The organism is Empedobacter sp. GD03865, assembly GCF_029840775.1.
Taxonomy (GTDB): Bacteria; Bacteroidota; Bacteroidia; order Flavobacteriales; family Weeksellaceae; genus Empedobacter; species Empedobacter falsenii_B.
The window spans coordinates 111,035-130,173 of the sequence record NZ_JAOCDF010000003.1; the positions used below are offsets into that span (position 1 = coordinate 111,035).

Below are 19,139 nucleotides of genomic sequence, written 5' to 3' on the forward strand. Positions count from 1 at the left end.
AATTATTTATGATTGAATTTTTTTGATAAGAAATCACCAGTAAATTGGATGATAAAAACGATAATTATTAATAGAATTAAAACGGTATTCATTATAAAAGTATCATATCCAACATACCCATATTGATAACCGATTTGTCCTAATCCGCCAGCTCCTACAGCGCCACCCATTGCCGAATAGCCGACTAAAGTAATTAACGTAATTGTTGCGGCATTTATTAACGATGGTAATGCTTCTGGTAACAAAACTTTGAAAATGATTTGCGAAGGTTTTGCACCCATAGAACGTGCTGCTTCTATCAAACCTTCAGGAATCTCTAATAAACTATTTTCTACTAAACGCGCTATAAATGGTGCGGCTCCAATACTAAGAGGTACCAAGGCAGCAGAAACGCCGATTGATGTTCCAACTAAACTTCGTGTAAAAGGAATCATCCAAACGATTAGAATAATGAATGGAATTGATCTGAAAATATTGACAAAAAAGGCTAAAATTTGATTAACCAATTTGTTTTCTAATAATTGTCCTTTTCTCGTTAAAAACAAGAATATTCCGATTGGAAGACCAAGTACAAAACCAAAAAATCCGGAAACAAATGTCATTAAAACTGTTTCCCAAGTTCCCTTAAGTAATAGATTAATAACTGCTTCTGACATAACCGATTTTTTCTAAATTAAATTTATTTTGCTGTAAATATGTTTCGATTGCTGAGTTTTCTTTTGAATTAATTTTCAAGAAAAATGTTCCGTAATTGATTTCTCCAGCATATTCGATTCTTGAATTTACGATTTCTGCTTCAATATTATGCAACGAATTTATTTCTGCAATAAGTTGATTGAATTTTGGTTGATTCGTGAAATTGATTTTATAAATTATTGAGTTATTATCTGAATAAGTATCAACCAAATTTTTCTGAAAACTTAGAGGTAAAGCTATGTCCAATGAATTTTTGATAAATTCTTGCGTGATATTCTCTTTCGGATTTGTGAAAATTTCTTCTACTGTACCATGTTCTACTAATTTTCCACTTTCAATCACTCCAACTTCATCACAAATAGAATTGATTACTTCCATTTCATGGGTGATTAAGAGAATCGTTAGATTTAATCGTTGATTGATTTCTTTCAACAATTTCAAAATAGATTTTGTAGTCGCAGGATCTAACGCACTTGTCGCTTCGTCACATAACAAAACTGTTGGATTATTAGCCAAAGCACGCGCTATTGCAACACGTTGTTTTTGTCCGCCTGATAAATTTGTAGGATATTCTTTTGCTTTTTCGTGAATATCAACAAGGTGTAAAAGTTCGTCAACCTTTGTTTTTATTTGGCTTTTTGAGATACCTTCCAATTCCATCGGAAAAGCAATATTTTCTTCTACAGTTCGCGAAGAAAGTAAATTGAAATGTTGAAAAATCATACCGATTTTTCTTCTTTCTAAAGTTAATTTTGAATTATTTAAGTTCAATAAATTTGTTCCATTTATCAAAACTTCTCCTGTATCAGGTCGTTCTAATAAATTAACACAGCGAATCAAGGTGCTTTTTCCGGCACCAGATTTACCAATGATTCCAAAAATTTTTCCTTCTTCTATCTGCAAAGAAACATCGCGCAAAGCATGAATTTCTCTTTTAGAAGTTCTGAAAGTTTTGGATATATTTTTTAGTTCAATCATTCTAAAAATCTTAATAAAAAAACCTCTCAATTATTATAAATAAATGCAGAGAGGTTGTGTTTTTTTTTGCTTTTATAAAGTCTATTAAAATTATGGACTTATAAAAAGTTATGCAAAAATAATTAGTTTTTTTTGAATGATTTTTTATTAAAAATGAAATTTATTCTACAAAATAACCATCTTGCAGGATAAATTTTCTAATTAATATTTAAGATTACGATTTATTATTGTATAATCGAAATTCATAGTAATTATTTCTTAAGATAAGATATCTCTAATTTCTGGATTTTTTTCAAACTGCGCTTTAGCAAAAGGACACAAAGGAATTACTTTGATATTATCTTTTCTCACCCAATCTACTAAGGCTAATAAAGCTTTTTTACCAACACCTTGTCCACCATATGCTTCGTCAACCTCTGTATGATCGATAATAATTTTATCATTACCAGCCCAAACGTAATCCATTTCTCCAGCTTTTTTATCACCATCTAAAACGACAAAAGCACCATTTTTCTTATCATCAATTTGTTTAATTTCCATGAGTTTTATTTTTTAAGTTGTTTATTAATCTTCTAAAGTACCAAACTTTCCGTTATTAAAATCCTCAAAAGCTTCGCGAATTTGCTCTTGTGTATTCATCACAAAAGGACCATAGGAAGCGATTGGCTCATTCAAAGGTTCTCCACTCAAAATTAATACCACACTATTTTTTGTTGCTTCAATTGAGAAATCTTCGCCTTCGTTTGTAAACAATAATAAGTGATCCGTTGGAACAATTTCTTGGTTGTTCACTTTTACTTCTCCATCAATAACTAATAAAACGGTATTGTAATTTTCAGGGAAATTAAAATTAGCTTTTCCGCCTTCATTCAATTTTGCATTCAGCATATTAACAGGAGAAAATGTTGATGCAGCACCTTTTGTTTGGTTATATTCACCAGAAATAACTTCGATAAAACCATTTTCAACTTCTACAGTTGGAATATCTTTATGTTCAATCGCTTGATATTTTGGAGTGCTCATTTTATCCTTTGCAGGAAGATTTACCCACAATTGAACCATTTGAAAAATTCCACCTTGTTTATAAAATTCTTCGGCATGATATTCTTTGTGTAGAACACCCGAAGCTGCTGTCATCCATTGTACATCGCCTTGATGAATTGTTCCTCCTCCACCAGAACTATCGTGATGAGAAACGCTTCCTTCATAAGAAATAGTTACAGTTTCGAAACCACGATGTGGATGCACGCCAACACCTTTTGGTTTGTCTGTTGCTGGAAAATTGAATTTAGAATTGTAATCTAACATAATAAATGGATCCATTCTTTTCATATCTAAATGATAACCACTTGGAATAAAATTGTGAACTCTAAACCCATCTCCAACGAAGTGAGGTTCTCTTGGAGCGATAACTATTTCTATATTTTTTGTATTCATAATGATTTTTTTATATGTTTTTATTTTTGTTATACAAATTTACGAAGCTAAATAGTTGATTATATTGATGTAGGTTAAGAAGTTTTAATTGAATAAGTTAACATATATCAATGGTTTGTATGATCTGTTAAATTTAAATAGTTCTAAAATATAGATGAACGATGTTTGTCTAATTATTGTTTTTTTTATATTTGGTTGTATCTATCTAACAAAATAAATAAAAATGAAAAAAAATTCAATAGTTTTAGGTGTATTTGCATTAGTTACATTAGGATCTTGTAAAAATGAAACACCTCAAGAAAAAGCGCAAAAAGAGTCACAGAAAGCTTTAGACAAAGCGTATGATGCAAACGAAGCAAATCAAGTTGCGACAAAGCTGTAGTAAAATCAGATATTGCAACAGTTATTTATACAGATATTGCTGCCGCAAATGCTGCTGTTGCTAAAATTCCGATGCCTGCATTGTTAAATGATAAAGCTAAAAAATTAGCAAGTGATTTGGGTAAAGCGTTGATTGATAGTATTAATGTAAAAGACGCAAAAGAAATAGAGAAATCTGAAAAGAAAATTACTGATTTGAAAAATGATGTTGAAAAAGCTTATCAAGACAGTAAAATAAATGTTGAGGATCGTGATGCAATCAAAACATATATCGAAGATTGTGTAAGAGCTGCAGTAGCTACTGTTGTAGCTATACATTCTTAATATTCTTTTTATAGAAGTATAAAGCCCACCTCAATTGAGGTGGGTTTAGTTATATATAATAAATTCTCATCAACCATATTAGGAAGTGTAACCTTTAGCAAAGGCTCTTCTTCCATGGCACGTTTTGTCGAAAAGATAGCTTCATCGTTTCATTCACATCCCAATGTATATTGATTTTAAACTGTTTTCAGCATCAGAATTTTATTCAACTGTTTATTTCAGGTCTATGAGATCACAATTAAACAAATAAATTAGTCAAGTAGTTTTTCTATAAATTCATTATTCTGAATTCTAATTTTTATAAAATTATCGCTATTAATTAAAAAATCTAAATATTTTTTAATAAGTATATCGCCGTATGATTTTTTAATTTTATTGATTAAATCAAGTTCCATATCTTTTTGAGAAGAATAACTGTAGAGATAAGCTAAACGTTTAAGTAAATTTATTAAGAAGGTATTTTTGTTAAATAAAAAGAGTTGATCAAAATAACATAAAATTATTTCAGCTGGAACATAATTACTTATTACATCGATCATTTTTTTATACTCCTTTTCAGCATCTAATATCTTAAAATATAAATCAATACAATCATCTGATTCGTAAAAATTTATTTTAAGATTAGTAAGTGTTTTCGTTCTGAATTTTTTAAACTTTTCTTCTTCATTTAAATGATTTTTTATAAAAAGAAAATCTTCTAATGATGGATTGTAAGGGAATTTTAAAAGTTTTATTTCTGTATATTTAGGCAAATCATTTGTCTGTTTATAAAGTTTTTCTAGAATATTGTAATAAGGGTAGTTGTATTTTTCTTTAGAATTGTTTGAAATAATATCTTTACAATAAGCTTCTACAGCAATATGGTCAGTTTTCATTAGTTCTTCTAAAATCATTAAATTATAGTCATTTTGATAAATTGATGGTTTGAAATAATCTTTTATTTCTGTAAACAACTCTGTCTCTATCATGATTTGTAGAAAGAATGTCTGAATCTCTATGTTATAATTTATATTTTCTTTATGCCATTTTTTTAGGTAATTTAGAAGGTGTTGTCCGATAATTTTTTTTCTCTCTGTAGTCGCTTGATAATATATTTCTTTATTTATTTCAAAATCATTTACAGTTATATTATCCATATTAAGGAAGTTGCTCCAATGATCAAGTACAACGTTTTTCCATTGTTCTTCTACTGCTATTTTATTGATCCTAAAAGCATATTTTTCTATAATAGCGTAAACATATTTTTCTAATCTTTTACTTGTTGTACCCGAGTTAAAATGAAAAGAAAGTAATAAATCACATATTCTTATAATTAGTGGTTTTACGATTTCTGTCGTCTTAATAATGCAATCTATATAAGCAAATACAGGTTCAAGAGCAATTTGTAGTAAATCGATTATCTTTTTTACTTCGGATATTTCTACTTTCCTTTTTTTACCTATTATTGAGGTTATTGTATCTTTTATTAATTGTTCTACTTCATCAAGAGAATACTCTTTTTGTTTTTGAGAAAATGATAACATGAAATATTGTTCAGCTTCTCTATTTGTATTAAAAAAATCAAGTAACCATTTTCTTAAATCTTCTTCTTCAATTAGTTTAAGTAAAGTTTCGCTCTCTTTTTCTTTTTTTATGCGAGTTTTTTTAACAGGTTTTAAAGAGGTAAGTTTTACGATTTCTTCTAGCATTTTTTTTTGATGAATACACCAAGATTCGTTACTTCCACAATCACAAGAATGGGAAGTAACTTCTTTATTTTTGATTACTATATTTACATCGTAACTATTCGACTGGTCATCTACAAAAGCAATAAAGTTCCCTTTTTTTTCTTCTTCTAATTCTCTAATTTCGAGTTTTTTAATATCTCTTTTGTTTTGAGAAGAAATTAATTTGAGTAAATTTTCAATAGTATTCATAAGCTTTTATAATAAATCTTCATCAACGATATTTGGTAAAGTAACTTTTAATAATGGTTCTTCTTCCATTGCGCGTTTGATCGCAAAAATAGCTTCTTCGTTTCTTGCCCAAGAACGTCGAGCAATTCCATTGTTCACATCCCAATGCAACATTGATTTTAAACGTTGTTCAGCATCTGAAGATCCGTCCAATAACATTCCGAAACCACCATTGATTACTTCTCCCCAACCAACGCCGCCGCCGTTGTGAATAGAAACCCAAGTTGCACCTCGGAAACTGTCGCCAATGACATTGTGAATCGCCATATCAGCTGTGAATTTTGAGCCATCATAAATATTAGATGTTTCACGGAAAGGAGAATCTGTTCCAGAAACATCATGGTGATCACGACCTAAAACAACTGCTCCGATTTCACCTTTTGCAATCGCACCGTTAAAGGCTTTCGCAATTTTAATTCGTCCTTCTGCATCTGCATATAAAATACGGGCTTGCGAACCTACAACCAATTTGTTTTCTTGTGCACCTTTTATCCACGTGATATTATCTTGCATTTGTTGCTGAATTTCTATCGGAGAATGTTGCATGATTTCCTCTAAAACTTGGCAAGCAATTTCATCTGTTTTTTGTAAATCTTCTGCTTTTCCAGATGTACAAACCCAACGGAAAGGTCCGAATCCAAAATCGAAACACATTGGTCCCATAATATCTTGTACATAACTTGGATATTTAAAATCGATATTATTTTCTGCCATTACATCTGCACCAGCTCGAGAAGCTTCTAATAAAAAGGCATTTCCATAATCGAAGAAATACGTTCCTTTTGCGGTATGTTTGTTAACAGAATCCGCATGACGACGCAACGATTCTTGTACTTTTTCTTTGAATAATTCAGGATTGCTTGCCATCATTTCATTGGCTTCATCAAACGATAATCCAACAGGATAATAACCGCCAGCCCAAGGATTATGCAAAGATGTTTGATCCGAACCTAAGTCGATGTATAGATTTTCTTGGTCAAATTTTTCCCAAACATCCACTACATTTCCATCATAAGCAATCGAAACAACTTCTTTATTTTCTTTGGCTTCGCGAACACGAGCAACCAATTCATCCAAATTAGTAATCACTTCGTCCACCCAACCTTGTTCATGACGTTTGTATGTCGCAGCAGGGTTTACTTCGGCAGTTACAGACACAACTCCTGCAATATTTCCTGCTTTTGGTTGAGCACCAGACATTCCACCAAGTCCTGCCGTTACAAATAATTTACCAGCCGTACCTTCATTATCGATTTTGCGACAACCATTCAAAACGGTAATAGTTGTTCCATGAACAATTCCTTGCGGACCAATGTACATATAACTTCCTGCGGTCATTTGCCCGTATTGAGAAACACCTAACGCATTCATTTTTTCCCAATCATCCGGTTTCGAATAATTAGGAATCACCATTCCATTTGTAACGACAACTCGCGGTGCATTTTTGTGTGAAGGAAATAATCCCATCGGATGTCCAGAATACATCACCAAGGTTTGCTCTTCTGTCATTTCAGACAAATATTTCATCGTTAAAAGATATTGCGCCCAGTTCTGGAAAACCGCGCCATTTCCTCCATAAGTAATCAATTCTTCAGGATGTTGTGCAACTGCGTGATCCAAGTTATTTTGAATCATTAACTGAATTGCTTTTGCTTGTTCTGAATTTCCTGGGTAATCTGTAATTGGTCGAGCGAAAATTTTATAATCAGGCATCAAACGATACATGTAAATACGTCCAAAATTTTCCAATTCTTGTTTAAATTCTGGAATTAATTCAGCATGATCTTTTGGCTCGAAATAACGCAATGCATTTTTAAGCGCTAATTTTTTTTCGTCTTCCGATAATATTTCTTTACGCTTAGGGGCGTGACTTATATTAGGATCTCTTTCTTTTTTTTGAGGTAAAACAGAAGGAATACCTTGTTTTATTTGTTCTTGAAAAGTCATTTTTTTTGTGTTTTTATGTTTTGCGTTAAACGTTATAAGTTTTATGATTTTTTGTTGTTATTCTGAACTTGTCGAGGAATCTCGTTCAAATTACATTTTTTTTCTTCAAATCTTTATCAATAAAAAATAATAGGATAAATCCGACAAAATAACATAGTAAATCAATCCACGAAAATGATGTTCCGATGATTATTCGAGCCGCTTTGTTATGTCCTAAGCCAATCATTTCTACAAAATTGAAATATTGTAAAATCTCTACAATAAAAGAAAAAAACAATGTAAAAATTGCAATGTTAATCGCTTTTGTGTTGATAAATGCTTTGATAAAATAGTAAATGAAAATCACGACTAAAATATCACCAACAAATGGACGAATGATTTTGTCTTTGATGTACAATGCAATAATTACTTCAATCAAAAAGATAATAATTGCTATGGTGAATGATTTTTTATCGAATTTTAGCATATTACATTTTAATTTGATGCGAAGTTGAAATGAATTCAACTTGACTAATCGTTAAGTCATCCTGAACTTGTTTCAGGAACACATTATATTTTTTTTAATTGGAATGACATTTACTTGATTGTCGTTGTTGTAATTGTCACTCTGAGCTTGTCGAAGAGTCTTCTATATATAGTAGTTTTCTATATTATTAATAGTTTATCCTTCGACAAATTCTGGATGAAAAGGATAACTTAAAAACTTAATATTAATTTTTTGAAATCATCTGTTTGCAACAAATCAATAATATTGTTGATGTCATCTCCAATCAAACGATCGTCTTCTAATTTAGGACATACCGAACGAACTTTTACAAAAACTTCTTCTAAGAATGCACTTGTTTTACGTGGTCTTCTAAATTCTAAACCTTGACAAGCGTACATTAATTCGATTGCTAAAATACGTTCTACGTTGTCTAAGACTTGGTTGAATTTTCGTCCAGAAATACTTCCCATCGAAACATGATCTTCTTGTCCCAAAGAAGTCGGAATACTATCTGCCGATGCAGGGAAACACAAGGTTTTGTTTTCTGTACAAAGTGCGGCTGAAGTATATTGAGGAATCATGAAACCAGAATTTAAACCAGAACTTTCTGTTAATAATTTTGGTAAACCATATTTTCCTTCGATTAATAAATATTGACGACGATCCGAAATATTTCCTAATTCAGATGCAGCAATTGTAGCGTAATCTAATACCATAGCTAATGGTTGTCCGTGGAAGTTTCCGCCAGAAATGGCTTCTTCGTCCGAAACAACGATTGGATTATCGGTAACAGAATTTAATTCAGTTTCTGCTAATTCTTTTAAATGAAAAAATGCATTTCGTGATGCACCATGAACTTGAGGCATACAACGCAATGAATATGGATCTTGTACACGACCACATTCTGCATGAGAGAAAGCAATTTCAGAACCTTTCAATAAATTTCGCATACGTTCTGCAACCAATAAAGTTCCTTTGAATGGACGGACTTGATGCAATTCTTCTTCGAATGGACGAGGCGAACCTTCGTATGCTTCCAGTGATAAAGCACCCGCAACGTCAGCTAAATTCAATAAATATTCGAATTTTTCTAATCCGTTTAAGGCATGAGATAAAATGAATTGTGTTCCATTGATTAATCCTAAACCTTCTTTTGCAGAAAGATGTAAAGGTTGTAAATTATGTTTAGCCAAAGCTTCTTTTGTCGAAACAATTGTATCGCCATCCCAAACTTTTCCTTCACCAATTAATGGTAAAAATAAATGTGATAATGGCGCTAAATCTCCAGATGCTCCAACAGATCCTTTTTCAGGAACGACCGGAATAATATCTTTTTCGACCATTAGTAAAATTCGTTCCACAACATCTAAAGTCACACCAGAATATCCTTTTGATAAAGCATGTGCTTTTGCAATTAACATGGTTTTAGAAATTTCTTTCTTGATTGGATTTCCAACACCAACCGCATGACTGATTAATAAATTATGTTGAAGTTGACGCGTTTCTTCTTCCGAGATTTTAGTGTCGCAAAGTGGTCCAAAACCAGTGTTAATTCCATAAACTGTTTGACCAGAAGCAACTATTTTAGCAACGTTTTGTTGCGATTTTAAGATTTGTTGTTTACTCGCTTCATTAAGTTCAATTTCGATGTTTCCTTCTTTGATTCCTTTGTAATCCTCGAACGAAAGAAAATCGATGCCGTAAGTTTTCTTGATCATTTTTTCGAATTTGTGATACTTCAAAGATAATCTTTTCATCGGTTCAATAAATAATAGAAATCATTTCAGTTGGAATAATTGAGTTTTGATAAGGTTTTATAACACTATCTTTTATAAATTTGCAGAAATTTTTATGTAATGTGTGATAAACATCTTCATGACGAAATGGGGGACGACCATATGTCAGCAAACTTAGAAACGCCTTTGAGAGCTGATGCATTTGAGTTGTCTGCTGAAGAAAAAGTGGAAAAGATAGAAGCGGATTTCCGTAACATCATGGAAACTTTAGGCTTAGATTTAACAGATGATAGTTTGAAAGGAACGCCAAAACGTGTTGCGAAAATGTTCGTAAAAGAGATTTTTGGTGGTTTATTGCCAGAGCGTAAGCCTGGAATGTCAACTTTCGAAAATAAATATAACTACAATCAAATGTTGGTTGAAAAGGATATCGTGGTTTATTCGACTTGCGAGCATCACTTTTTACCAATCGTTGGACGTGCACATGTTGGTTACATCTCGAAAGGGAAAGTAATCGGTTTGTCTAAAATGAATCGTATTGTAGAATATTATGCAAAACGTCCGCAGGTACAAGAGCGTTTGACAATGCAAATTGTGAAAGCAATGCAAGAAGCTTTGGGAACTGATGATGTTGCATGTATTATTGATGCGAAACATTTGTGTGTAAATTCGCGCGGAATTAAAGACATCGAATCAAGTACTGTAACAGCTGAATTTGGTGGAGCTTTTAAAGAAAGTGAGCAATTAAGAAAAGAGTTTATTTCGTACATCGGAATGAAAACTCCTTTCAATGTTTAAATTATAAATCCTATAAAATGGTAAAAGAAAATCAATTAAAATTACATAATTCCTTAACGGGACAGAAAGAAACGTTCGAACCAATTAATCAAGATAATGTTGGAATGTATGTTTGTGGACCTACCGTTTACAGTAATGTGCATCTTGGAAATGTACGTACGTTTATGTCGTTTGATATGATTTATCGTTACCTAAAATTTTTGGGTTACAAAGTTCGTTACGTTCGTAATATTACTGATGCTGGACATTTAACGGATGATGGAAATGTAGAAAATGATCGTTTTGTAAAACAATCTAAATTAGAGAAATTAGAACCAATGGAAATCGTACAGAAGTATACAGTTGATTTTCATAAAGTTTTAGAAAAATTTAATTTACTACCTCCAACAATCGAGCCTACAGCGACAGGTCATATTTTAGAACAAATTGCTTTAGCAGAAAAATTAATTGATTTAGGATTTGCTTATGAAGTAAACGGATCAGTTTATTTTGATGTGGAAGCTTACAACAAAAAAGGACTTGATTATGGTGAATTGAGTAATCGTAACATCGAAGAATTAATCAATAATACAAGAGATTTAGACGGGCAAGGAGAGAAGAAAAATCCAGTTGATTTTGCACTTTGGAAAAACGCTTCGCCTGCTCACATTATGCGTTGGGCTTCACCTTGGGGAGATGGTTTTCCTGGTTGGCACTTAGAATGTACAGTGATGAGTACAAAATATCTTGGAGATTATTTCGATATTCATGGAGGTGGAATGGATCTTAAATTTCCTCACCACGAATGTGAAATTGCGCAAGCAAAAGGTTCTAACGGTCACGAACCAGTAAAATATTGGATGCATGCAAATATGTTGACGATGAATGGTCAGCGTATGAGTAAATCGACAGGAAATTATATTTTGCCAATGCAATTAGTGAATGGTGAAAATGATTTCTTCGAAAAACCATTTCATCCTGCTGTTGTACGTTTTTGTTTCTTACAAGCGCATTATCGCAGTGTTTTAGATATTTCGAATGATGCAATGTTAGCTTCCGAAAAAGGATATAATCGTTTGGTTGAAGCATTGAAAACATTAGAAACAATTACACCAAAGAAAACTTCTACCGTTAATATTGATGAATTAGAAACGAAATTATATACCGCAATGGATGATGATTTCAATACGCCGATATTGATCGCACATTTATTTGATGCAGTGAAAATGATTAATTCAATCAAAGATAGTTTCGAGAATATTACAGCAGAAGATTTAGAACGTTTAAAAGCAATTATGAATGGTTTTGTTCATGATGTTTTAGGTTTGGATACAGAAGCTGCAAACGAAAGTTCAGATAAATTAGATGGTGTTGTAAAAATGCTAATCGAAATGCGTAATCAGGCACGTGTAGATAAAAATTGGGCATTATCAGATCAAATTCGTGATGAATTAAGTGCATTAGGTATCCAACTAAAAGACGGCGCTGACGGAACAACTTTCACTTTTTAAGAAAGATTTATAAAATATTTAACCCACTTAGAAATAAGTGGGTTTTTTTGTATCTCTCAATTTTAGATTACTTTTGTAAGGATTTATTCAACAGGATGAAAAAAACAATCATTGGTTTATTTTTATTAGGAGCTGTTGTAGCGCAAGCTCAGGAGGATTCAATAAAAGTTTTAAAACCATTAAAAGGATCATCAACAAATGATTCGGTTACATATTATAAAACCAAAATAGACGATTATAAGTTTTGGACAAATGGCAGAAAACCAGAGGTTTTGGATACGACATTAAGTATCAAAAACTATTATAATCAAAATTTTATTCGCAATGATGCGTTCGGAAAATTATTTTTTCCGAATGTTGGTGGTGTAGTGGTGGATTTGGAGTATCAAAATACGCCATTCAATCCGTCGATGTTACCAACTGGTAAAAAATACAATTATTATTATGCAAATGATATCAAATATTATGATGTCAAAACGCCATATACCGAGTTTATTTACGAGAATGGTGTTAAAGAAGGTAACTTTTTGTCTTCAACATTTTCGCATAATTTCAACAAGCAATTCAATTATACGTTTCATTATCGTGGATTAATTTCTGAAGGTCGTTATCGTCATGAAAAAGCGCAGAATAATACCTTTGTTTTTTCATCAAATTATAAAACAAAATCGGAACGTTTCAAATTGTGGTGGAACTATGCAGCACAAAATCTGAAAAATAATGAGAACGGTGGAATAGAAGATATCAACGATTTTATTTTGCAAGATGATCGCAGAATGACAAATGTTCGTAATATTCCCGTGAATTCGCAGACAGCAAAATCTGAATTTGATGCACGTCGAATTGAATTGAATGCTTCGTACGGAATCTTAAAAAAAATGAATGAAAAAGATTCGACTTTTTATAATCCAATTGAATTGAAGTATAAATTTTCGTATGAAAAACAAAAATATCGCTACGAGGATACGTCACCAAACGGAACTTTATATTCTACACCGATTATTACAGGAATGGATTATAGAAGTAAAAAGAGTTTTACAGATTTATCCAATACGACAACTGCTGGTTTTCAGTGGACAGATCGTGTGAAGATAGAGGCTGGTGTTAAATTCCAGAATTTGCGCGTTTTTGCTGATCAAGCCATGACGATTGTTGCAGTTCCAAAGCAAATAGAGGAAAATCTTTTTGGAGTTGTTGGAAAAGTGGATTTTGATTGGAATGAAAAATTGAAACTTTACGGAAATGTTGAATATCTGCAATCTGATAATTACAAAAGTGTTTACAATGTAGATGCGGTTTTAGATGTGACGCCGATAGAAGGTTATACATTGAGTGCTGGAGCGGTTATTCAGTCAAAACTTCCTTCGTTGAATGCAGTTTACAATCAAAGTTTCTTTAATAATTTTAACTACGTTAATAAATTTGAAACCGAAAATATTCAAAATCTTTTTGCAAAGTTAAAGTTAGATAAAGTTAACACAACCTTAGAAGCCTCAATTTATAATATTGACAATAAAGTATATTTAAACGAATTGTTGGTTTATAAACAATTGACAGATAATATTAATTATTTCAAGATAAAAGGTGAAAATCATTTACGTTTCGGAAAGATTAATTTAGTTTCGACAGCACAATATCAAAAAGTAACGAAAAACGAAGAATATATGCCTTTACCAGATTTCTTGATTCGTGAAACATTGTATTGGCAAGGAGAATTATTCAATAAGAATGCTCAATTACAAGCTGGTATTAATGCAACATATTTTACGAAATACAATGGTTTGCGTTACATCCCAATTCTGAACGAATTTGCATTGCAAGATCCAGCAAGTATACAAGAGATTGGTGGTTATCCTATTTTGGATGTTTTTATCAATTTCAAGGTTCGTAATATGCGTTTTTACATTCGTGGTGAGCATATCAATGCGTCGTTTACAAAACAACCTGATTATTTTGCAGCACCAAATGTTCCGTACCGAGATTTCAAATTTCAACTTGGCTTGAAATGGAATATTTTTAGTTAAAAAAATACAAATTATACAGAAAAACGACTTCATGATGAGGTCGTTTTTTCTGTCCAAAATCATTTGTGTAGAATAATTCTAAATAACTATTTTTAGAAAAATTTTATACATGAAAAAAATCCTACTTTTATTTTGTTTGATTTTCTCGCAAATCGGTTTTTCGCAAGAGAAATTAACAATTGGTGAAATCCAAAAAATAAATTCTAAAATCTTAAATACTGAACGAGAAATTTGGGTGAATCTTCCCGAGTCGTATACCAATAATAAACTTCAAAAAGTAAATTATCCAGTGATTTATGTGTTAGATGCCGAATCTAATTTTACATTTTTAACAGGCGTAGTTTCTAAGTTTCAATCGGGATTTTATCCAGAAATGTCTGAATCGATCATTGTCGGAATTACGAATAAAAATGGTGATCGAACAAAAGATTTTACACATGTAAATGATGTTAATTTTCTGAATTTTATTCAAAATGAATTGTTTCCTTTTATGCAGAAAAATTATCGTGTGAATGATTTTCGTTTGTTAATTGGACATTCTTTAGGTGGCTATTTTGCGTTGAAAACCTTGTACAACCATCCCAAAACTTTCAATGGATATGTTGCGCACGATCCAAGTGTTTGGTTTAATGACAAAGAATTATTGAATCTATATCAAAATTTAGAAAATCATTCTTTCGAGAATCGATTCTTGATGATAACACAAGTTGGTGAAAGTCAAAATGCAGATCATTTACGAGACCATTATCAAAGTATAAAAAAGGTGGACGAACGTTTGAAATCATCAAAGAATAAATCATTGAATTATCATTACAAACAATATATTGACGAAGAACATGGTTCGGTTCCGATGATTGGCTCGATTGATTATTTGCGTTGGCAGTTTGATGGTTATCGTGTGAATATTAAAGAGATTCCGAATCAACCAAATTTGGTGAAGGATTCTTTTGAAACGATTTCTAGAAAATTGAATTATTCTTTTCAACCAACAGAAACGTATATCAATAATGTTGCAAATTATCTGGTAAAACAAAAGAAAAATGATTTAGCAAAACAGTTTTTTGAACAAAATGTGAAAAATTTTCCTGAAAGTTTACAAGCAAAAGAAGAGTTAGAAAAATTCTTAAATCTATAATAATTTGTTTTTTTGGTTATTTATTTATAGTTTTAGAATATTGATCAATACTAATTTATTAACATTTTAAAATTTAAGCATGAGAAAAATCTTATTAGCAAGTGCTTTTGCACTTTTTGGAACTTTTGCAATGGCAAATGAGGTAGAATTAAAAAATGATAATTCTGAAATTACATCATTAATTGATGATTGTTATTACTATGAGTATGAGGAAGAGTCATTTACTCTTTATTCTGATGGTAGTTGGGAATATGAATACTACTTTGAATCAGGTATATACTGTGATTAATTAGTTTAATCTACTAATAGTTTTAAGGGCCTTTAATAAAAAACAATGAAAATGTATACAGTATTAGTTATTTTAACGTTAATGAACGGATGTTCAGATAAGAAAGCTTTAACAGAAAATGAATTAAATTCAAATAGTATTTCTACTAATGAAATTAAAATGAAAAATGATAAACAAAATATTGGGATTATCAAAAATTCTTATACAATAGAATATGTAGAAACAGTAAAAATAGATGAGGCCAAGGTTGCACAATTACCAGTGCATGCACAGCAAATGATAAAAGATAGACTGTCTAAGCCAAGATACAGTGTTTTGGAAACAAATGGAAATGAATCTATTTATAAGACTTTAGCAACTGAAGATGATAAAAACAATAACCAAGTAGAAAATACGAACGGAAACAAAAGAATTGTAAAAAACACGACCATTTCATTTGTAAGTGATGTATTTTATAAAAATTTGGAAACATCAACTATCTATAAAACAACTGAAATAAAAGGCGAAAAACTTACAGTAATGCAAAAGAGTGATTTGCAAAATTTATGGAAAATTACCAATGAAACAAAATCAGTTGGAGGATATACTGCCCAAAAAGCGACTTTGGATGACCCTAAATTAGGACAAGTTACGGCATGGTATCTTTCTGAGATAGCAATAACAGATGGGCCTGAAATTTTTAATGGTTTACCAGGATTAATAGTAGAAGTAGAAACAGATAAGAAATACATTACTTTAAAATCTATTAATAAAGCAGAAAAAGAAATACAGCTTCCATCATTTTCTAATGTCTTAACGACGCAAGAGTATTCAAAGAAAATGGAAGAACTGAAGCAGTCTTCTATTTCATCAAAAATAGAAAATTCGTCAGGTGTAAAAACAAATAGAATTGTTATTAAAAGTGAATAAAAATAGATGAAAAAAATAGTTTATTTTAAGTTCTTTTTTTTCATCAGTTCGTTACTATTTGCTCAAAATTTGTCTATAAATGGTTATGTAAAAGATAATAACTCCGAACCACTACATAATGCAGTGGTTCAGTTATTTTTAGACGATACGTTTAAAGGTTTTAAAAAAACAAATAGTCAAGGTTTTTTTAATTTTATCAATTTAGAAAAAGGAGTATATACACTAAAAGTTAATGTGCTTAATTATTCTCAATATCAAGAAAATATCGAACTAAATGAAGGTAAATCTATCGAAATATTTTTATCAGAAGAACTTGTTAAATTAGAAGAAGTAATTATTAACAACAAAAGCTTTGGTAAAGTAAAAGAAGATACTATACAATATAATTTAGCAGCAATAAGAACTGGTAATGAAAGAACTTTAGGCGACTTAATAGAAAAGTTGCCTGGATTGCAAATTGATGAAAATGGCGTAGTATATTATCAAGGTAAAAAAATGGATAATATTTTGATTGATGGTGCAGAATTTTTTGGAAACAAACATCAATTAGCAACAAAGAATATTACCGATGAAATGATAGAAGGTATTGATTTGATTTCTAATTACCAACCTAATGATATATTAAAAAGCTTTAGTTCTGGAGGAAAAAAAGTATTAAATATTAAACTAAAAGAAAATTATCAAAATACAATATCTGGGAACGCTTCTTTTGCGTTAGGTAATGATTTTAATACAAATAATAGAATAAACTTATTCAATTTCAATAAAAAAGGCAATATCGCTTTTATCAATCATTACAATACAATAGGAGAAGTCGCTATGACGATGGAAGATTATTTTGAGTTGAACCAAACCATTAAAAGAAATGGTAATGGTGTGTCTAAAATAGATGAAAAGGATATTCCCAGTTTTCTTAGAGAACAACGGAATTTTTATGATCGTAAAAACTTCTTTTCATCACTAAATTATAATCAGAAAATTAACGACAAATTATTAATTAAAAATTATACTTTATTTGATTTTAATACTTCGATTAAAAGACAAGATACATACAAAAATTATGGGATTTTCAAATTAAATGAAATTCAGCAAATTGATGAAAAACCCTATTTTGTTCAAAATGTATTCAATTTGGATTGGAAAATTAACAAAAATAATTACGTAGTATTAGATTCAAAATTTGGTTATACTCAAAACACAATAGATTCTGATATTAATCAAAATTTATATTCTGAAAATAGTAAAGAACAAAATTTTATTCAGAAATTAAATTGGTTTAATGTTTTAAATGATAATTTATTGGGAGAATTGACATTAGATTTTAATTCTCAAACAAAAAATTATCTAATAACAGAACAAGAAGAAATTAATACGAACCAATCAAAATTTAATCTTTATAAAATCGGGTACTCAGTAAAATCTTCAAAAAATAAATTTACATATAATTATTATACCAATACATCATTACAAAATTATAATTTATCAACCTTAATAAATCAAAAAAATAAAGAAGAAAATAGATTGTTTAATGCAGTAATAGGAGGTGTGTTTAGTTATTTATACAATAAAAATCTTTTAATATCTTCAAGTTTAATTGTTAATTACTATAATTCTAATCAAAAATCATTAGAACAAAATTTTAGTATTTCTCCAGTAGTATCTCTTGCATATACATTAAATAAAGGAGGAAAATTAACCTTAAAGTATTCCTATTTAGATGCCGGAATTCCAACTTTAGATTTTCTAAATACCTACGAAAGAAGAGTAGATTATTTAACAATATTAGACCAATCATCAATAGACGAACTATTTATAAAAAGAACAAACAGTGTGTCGATAAATTATTTAAAACTAAATCTAAGTAAAGGAAGAACATTTTTTGTAAATGTAAGTTATGATCAAAATAAAAATGATATAGCTGAAGATATACGTTATCAAAATAATTTAATTTACAAAGCGTTTTTTAAGGCAGAACAAACAGATAATTTGTTACTTTTTATTAATTATGATTATATTTTTAATAAAATTCCCATAGCTTTTAAAGCGAATGGAATTCTTAATTATACAGAAAATGTTCAGAAAATTAATAATGAATTAAATAATCTTTATTCAACTAATTTTAATCTAAAAACTAATTTTACATCAAGATTTAAGTCAAATTTACAAGTTTATTATAAAAACACATTACAAGTGTTTGTTAATGATAATAAGAAAATTGATAGACAAAATATATTTACTATAAAAAATGATTTTGGAGTTACTTACAATTACAAGAATGCTAAAATTAAAGTAGGAGTTTTAAATGATAATCAAATTATTAAAAATATAGAAGTAATAAAAAATACAAACTGGAACTTTTACACTGAAATTGATTATAAATTAAAAAATTTTGATCTATTTATTCAAGGATTTAATTTTATTAATCTTAATCAAAATTCTATGTTAAAAAATATTTCTACAACAGATTATCAAGGTTACGTAAATCTTAAAACTTTATCTGGATATTTAATGGGAGGTATAAGATTTAATTTATAAAAGACTATTTTTAGTAGA

Annotated in this window: 17 protein-coding genes; 9 read left to right on the top strand and 8 right to left on the bottom strand. The window is 30.1% G+C overall.

The genetic code is table 11. The features are described from left to right. Positions 1-2 precede the first annotated feature (2 nt). The 4 genes from metI to N5D46_RS02225 all read right to left on the bottom strand — a co-directional run bounded on the left by metI (position 3) and on the right by N5D46_RS02225 (position 3,111). Positions 3-656 carry a methionine ABC transporter permease MetI gene (gene metI / locus N5D46_RS02210; RefSeq protein WP_280037273.1) on the bottom strand — a complete coding sequence of 218 codons (654 nt, stop codon included), beginning with the start codon at positions 654-656 and terminating at the stop codon, positions 3-5. Then, the gene (locus N5D46_RS02215; RefSeq protein ID WP_280049069.1) at positions 637-1,674 is read right to left on the bottom strand and encodes an ATP-binding cassette domain-containing protein; all 1,038 of its coding nucleotides are present in this window, start codon (positions 1,672-1,674) and stop codon (positions 637-639) included. Before N5D46_RS02215 ends, metI begins: the two co-directional genes overlap by 20 nt. A gap of 258 nt (positions 1,675-1,932) precedes the next feature. Next, positions 1,933-2,214 carry a GNAT family N-acetyltransferase gene (locus N5D46_RS02220; RefSeq protein WP_280037269.1) on the bottom strand — a complete coding sequence of 94 codons (282 nt, stop codon included), beginning with the start codon at positions 2,212-2,214 and terminating at the stop codon, positions 1,933-1,935. 24 nt (positions 2,215-2,238) lie between these two features. Then, complete coding sequence (locus tag N5D46_RS02225) at positions 2,239-3,111, bottom strand: pirin family protein (protein WP_280049070.1); 873 nt, start codon at positions 3,109-3,111, stop codon at positions 2,239-2,241. A gap of 223 nt (positions 3,112-3,334) precedes the next feature. Here N5D46_RS02225 and N5D46_RS02230 point away from each other — a divergent pair, with 223 nt between their 5' ends. Together N5D46_RS02230 and N5D46_RS02235 are read left to right on the top strand one after the other, a co-directional pair. Continuing rightward, positions 3,335-3,493: a hypothetical protein gene (locus N5D46_RS02230; RefSeq protein WP_185144212.1), complete on the top strand. Its 159-nt coding sequence runs from the start codon at positions 3,335-3,337 to the stop codon at positions 3,491-3,493. A 71-nt stretch (positions 3,494-3,564) separates the two neighbouring features. After that, entirely contained in the window at positions 3,565-3,816 is a 252-nt protein-coding gene (locus tag N5D46_RS02235; protein WP_125350491.1) for a hypothetical protein, read from the top strand. A 251-nt stretch (positions 3,817-4,067) separates the two neighbouring features. Here the strand turns inward: N5D46_RS02235 and N5D46_RS02240 are convergent, their stop codons facing one another. From N5D46_RS02240 to hutH, 4 genes are all read right to left on the bottom strand, one after another. Then, complete coding sequence (locus tag N5D46_RS02240; protein ID WP_125350490.1) at positions 4,068-5,732, bottom strand: hypothetical protein; 1,665 nt, start codon at positions 5,730-5,732, stop codon at positions 4,068-4,070. Between the two features lie 6 nt (positions 5,733-5,738). After that, positions 5,739-7,718: a urocanate hydratase gene (locus N5D46_RS02245; RefSeq protein ID WP_280049071.1), complete on the bottom strand. Its 1,980-nt coding sequence runs from the start codon at positions 7,716-7,718 to the stop codon at positions 5,739-5,741. Between the two features lie 85 nt (positions 7,719-7,803). Next, the gene (locus N5D46_RS02250) at positions 7,804-8,184 is read right to left on the bottom strand and encodes a DUF2809 domain-containing protein (RefSeq protein WP_280049072.1); all 381 of its coding nucleotides are present in this window, start codon (positions 8,182-8,184) and stop codon (positions 7,804-7,806) included. A gap of 230 nt (positions 8,185-8,414) precedes the next feature. Further along, the gene (hutH, locus tag N5D46_RS02255; protein ID WP_280049073.1) at positions 8,415-9,923 is read right to left on the bottom strand and encodes a histidine ammonia-lyase; all 1,509 of its coding nucleotides are present in this window, start codon (positions 9,921-9,923) and stop codon (positions 8,415-8,417) included. A 138-nt stretch (positions 9,924-10,061) separates the two neighbouring features. Between hutH and folE the strand changes: the two genes are divergently transcribed. The 7 genes from folE to N5D46_RS02290 all read left to right on the top strand — a co-directional run bounded on the left by folE (position 10,062) and on the right by N5D46_RS02290 (position 19,121). Further along, positions 10,062-10,739, top strand: coding sequence for a GTP cyclohydrolase I FolE (gene folE / locus N5D46_RS02260; protein WP_219033828.1), 678 nt, complete (start codon positions 10,062-10,064; stop codon positions 10,737-10,739). 17 nt (positions 10,740-10,756) lie between these two features. Further along, positions 10,757-12,229 carry a cysteine--tRNA ligase gene (gene cysS / locus N5D46_RS02265; protein ID WP_219033827.1) on the top strand — a complete coding sequence of 491 codons (1,473 nt, stop codon included), beginning with the start codon at positions 10,757-10,759 and terminating at the stop codon, positions 12,227-12,229. Between the two features lie 95 nt (positions 12,230-12,324). After that, entirely contained in the window at positions 12,325-14,253 is a 1,929-nt protein-coding gene (locus N5D46_RS02270; RefSeq protein WP_280049074.1) for a putative porin, read from the top strand. A 109-nt stretch (positions 14,254-14,362) separates the two neighbouring features. Next, positions 14,363-15,388: an alpha/beta hydrolase-fold protein gene (locus N5D46_RS02275; protein ID WP_280049075.1), complete on the top strand. Its 1,026-nt coding sequence runs from the start codon at positions 14,363-14,365 to the stop codon at positions 15,386-15,388. Between the two features lie 79 nt (positions 15,389-15,467). Beyond that, positions 15,468-15,677, top strand: coding sequence for a hypothetical protein (locus tag N5D46_RS02280; RefSeq protein WP_219033824.1), 210 nt, complete (start codon positions 15,468-15,470; stop codon positions 15,675-15,677). A gap of 51 nt (positions 15,678-15,728) precedes the next feature. Further along, the gene (locus N5D46_RS02285; protein ID WP_185144215.1) at positions 15,729-16,586 is read left to right on the top strand and encodes a GLPGLI family protein; all 858 of its coding nucleotides are present in this window, start codon (positions 15,729-15,731) and stop codon (positions 16,584-16,586) included. Positions 16,587-16,592: 6 nt separating this feature from the next. Further along, positions 16,593-19,121: a carboxypeptidase-like regulatory domain-containing protein gene (locus N5D46_RS02290; RefSeq protein WP_280049076.1), complete on the top strand. Its 2,529-nt coding sequence runs from the start codon at positions 16,593-16,595 to the stop codon at positions 19,119-19,121. Positions 19,122-19,139: the final 18 nt, after the last annotated feature.

Bases quoted from the DNA above. Each gene is read 5' to 3' on its own strand.
- N5D46_RS02275 (WP_280049075.1), top strand. From the start codon at position 14,363: ATGAAAAAAATCCTACTTTTATTTTGTTTGATTTTCTCGCAAATCGGT.
- N5D46_RS02225 (WP_280049070.1), bottom strand. From the start codon at position 3,111: ATGAATACAAAAAATATAGAAATAGTTATCGCTCCAAGAGAACCTCAC.
- N5D46_RS02220 (WP_280037269.1), bottom strand. From the start codon at position 2,214: ATGGAAATTAAACAAATTGATGATAAGAAAAATGGTGCTTTTGTCGTT.
- N5D46_RS02240 (WP_125350490.1), bottom strand. From the start codon at position 5,732: ATGAATACTATTGAAAATTTACTCAAATTAATTTCTTCTCAAAACAAA.
- N5D46_RS02215 (WP_280049069.1), bottom strand. From the start codon at position 1,674: ATGATTGAACTAAAAAATATATCCAAAACTTTCAGAACTTCTAAAAGA.
- N5D46_RS02245 (WP_280049071.1), bottom strand. From the start codon at position 7,718: ATGACTTTTCAAGAACAAATAAAACAAGGTATTCCTTCTGTTTTACCT.
- N5D46_RS02285 (WP_185144215.1), top strand. From the start codon at position 15,729: ATGTATACAGTATTAGTTATTTTAACGTTAATGAACGGATGTTCAGAT.
- folE (WP_219033828.1), top strand. From the start codon at position 10,062: ATGTGTGATAAACATCTTCATGACGAAATGGGGGACGACCATATGTCA.
- N5D46_RS02250 (WP_280049072.1), bottom strand. From the start codon at position 8,184: ATGCTAAAATTCGATAAAAAATCATTCACCATAGCAATTATTATCTTT.
- N5D46_RS02280 (WP_219033824.1), top strand. From the start codon at position 15,468: ATGAGAAAAATCTTATTAGCAAGTGCTTTTGCACTTTTTGGAACTTTT.
- N5D46_RS02290 (WP_280049076.1), top strand. From the start codon at position 16,593: ATGAAAAAAATAGTTTATTTTAAGTTCTTTTTTTTCATCAGTTCGTTA.
- N5D46_RS02235 (WP_125350491.1), top strand. From the start codon at position 3,565: ATGCCTGCATTGTTAAATGATAAAGCTAAAAAATTAGCAAGTGATTTG.
- cysS (WP_219033827.1), top strand. From the start codon at position 10,757: ATGGTAAAAGAAAATCAATTAAAATTACATAATTCCTTAACGGGACAG.
- hutH (WP_280049073.1), bottom strand. From the start codon at position 9,923: ATGATCAAGAAAACTTACGGCATCGATTTTCTTTCGTTCGAGGATTAC.
- N5D46_RS02230 (WP_185144212.1), top strand. From the start codon at position 3,335: ATGAAAAAAAATTCAATAGTTTTAGGTGTATTTGCATTAGTTACATTA.
- N5D46_RS02270 (WP_280049074.1), top strand. From the start codon at position 12,325: ATGAAAAAAACAATCATTGGTTTATTTTTATTAGGAGCTGTTGTAGCG.
- metI (WP_280037273.1), bottom strand. From the start codon at position 656: ATGTCAGAAGCAGTTATTAATCTATTACTTAAGGGAACTTGGGAAACA.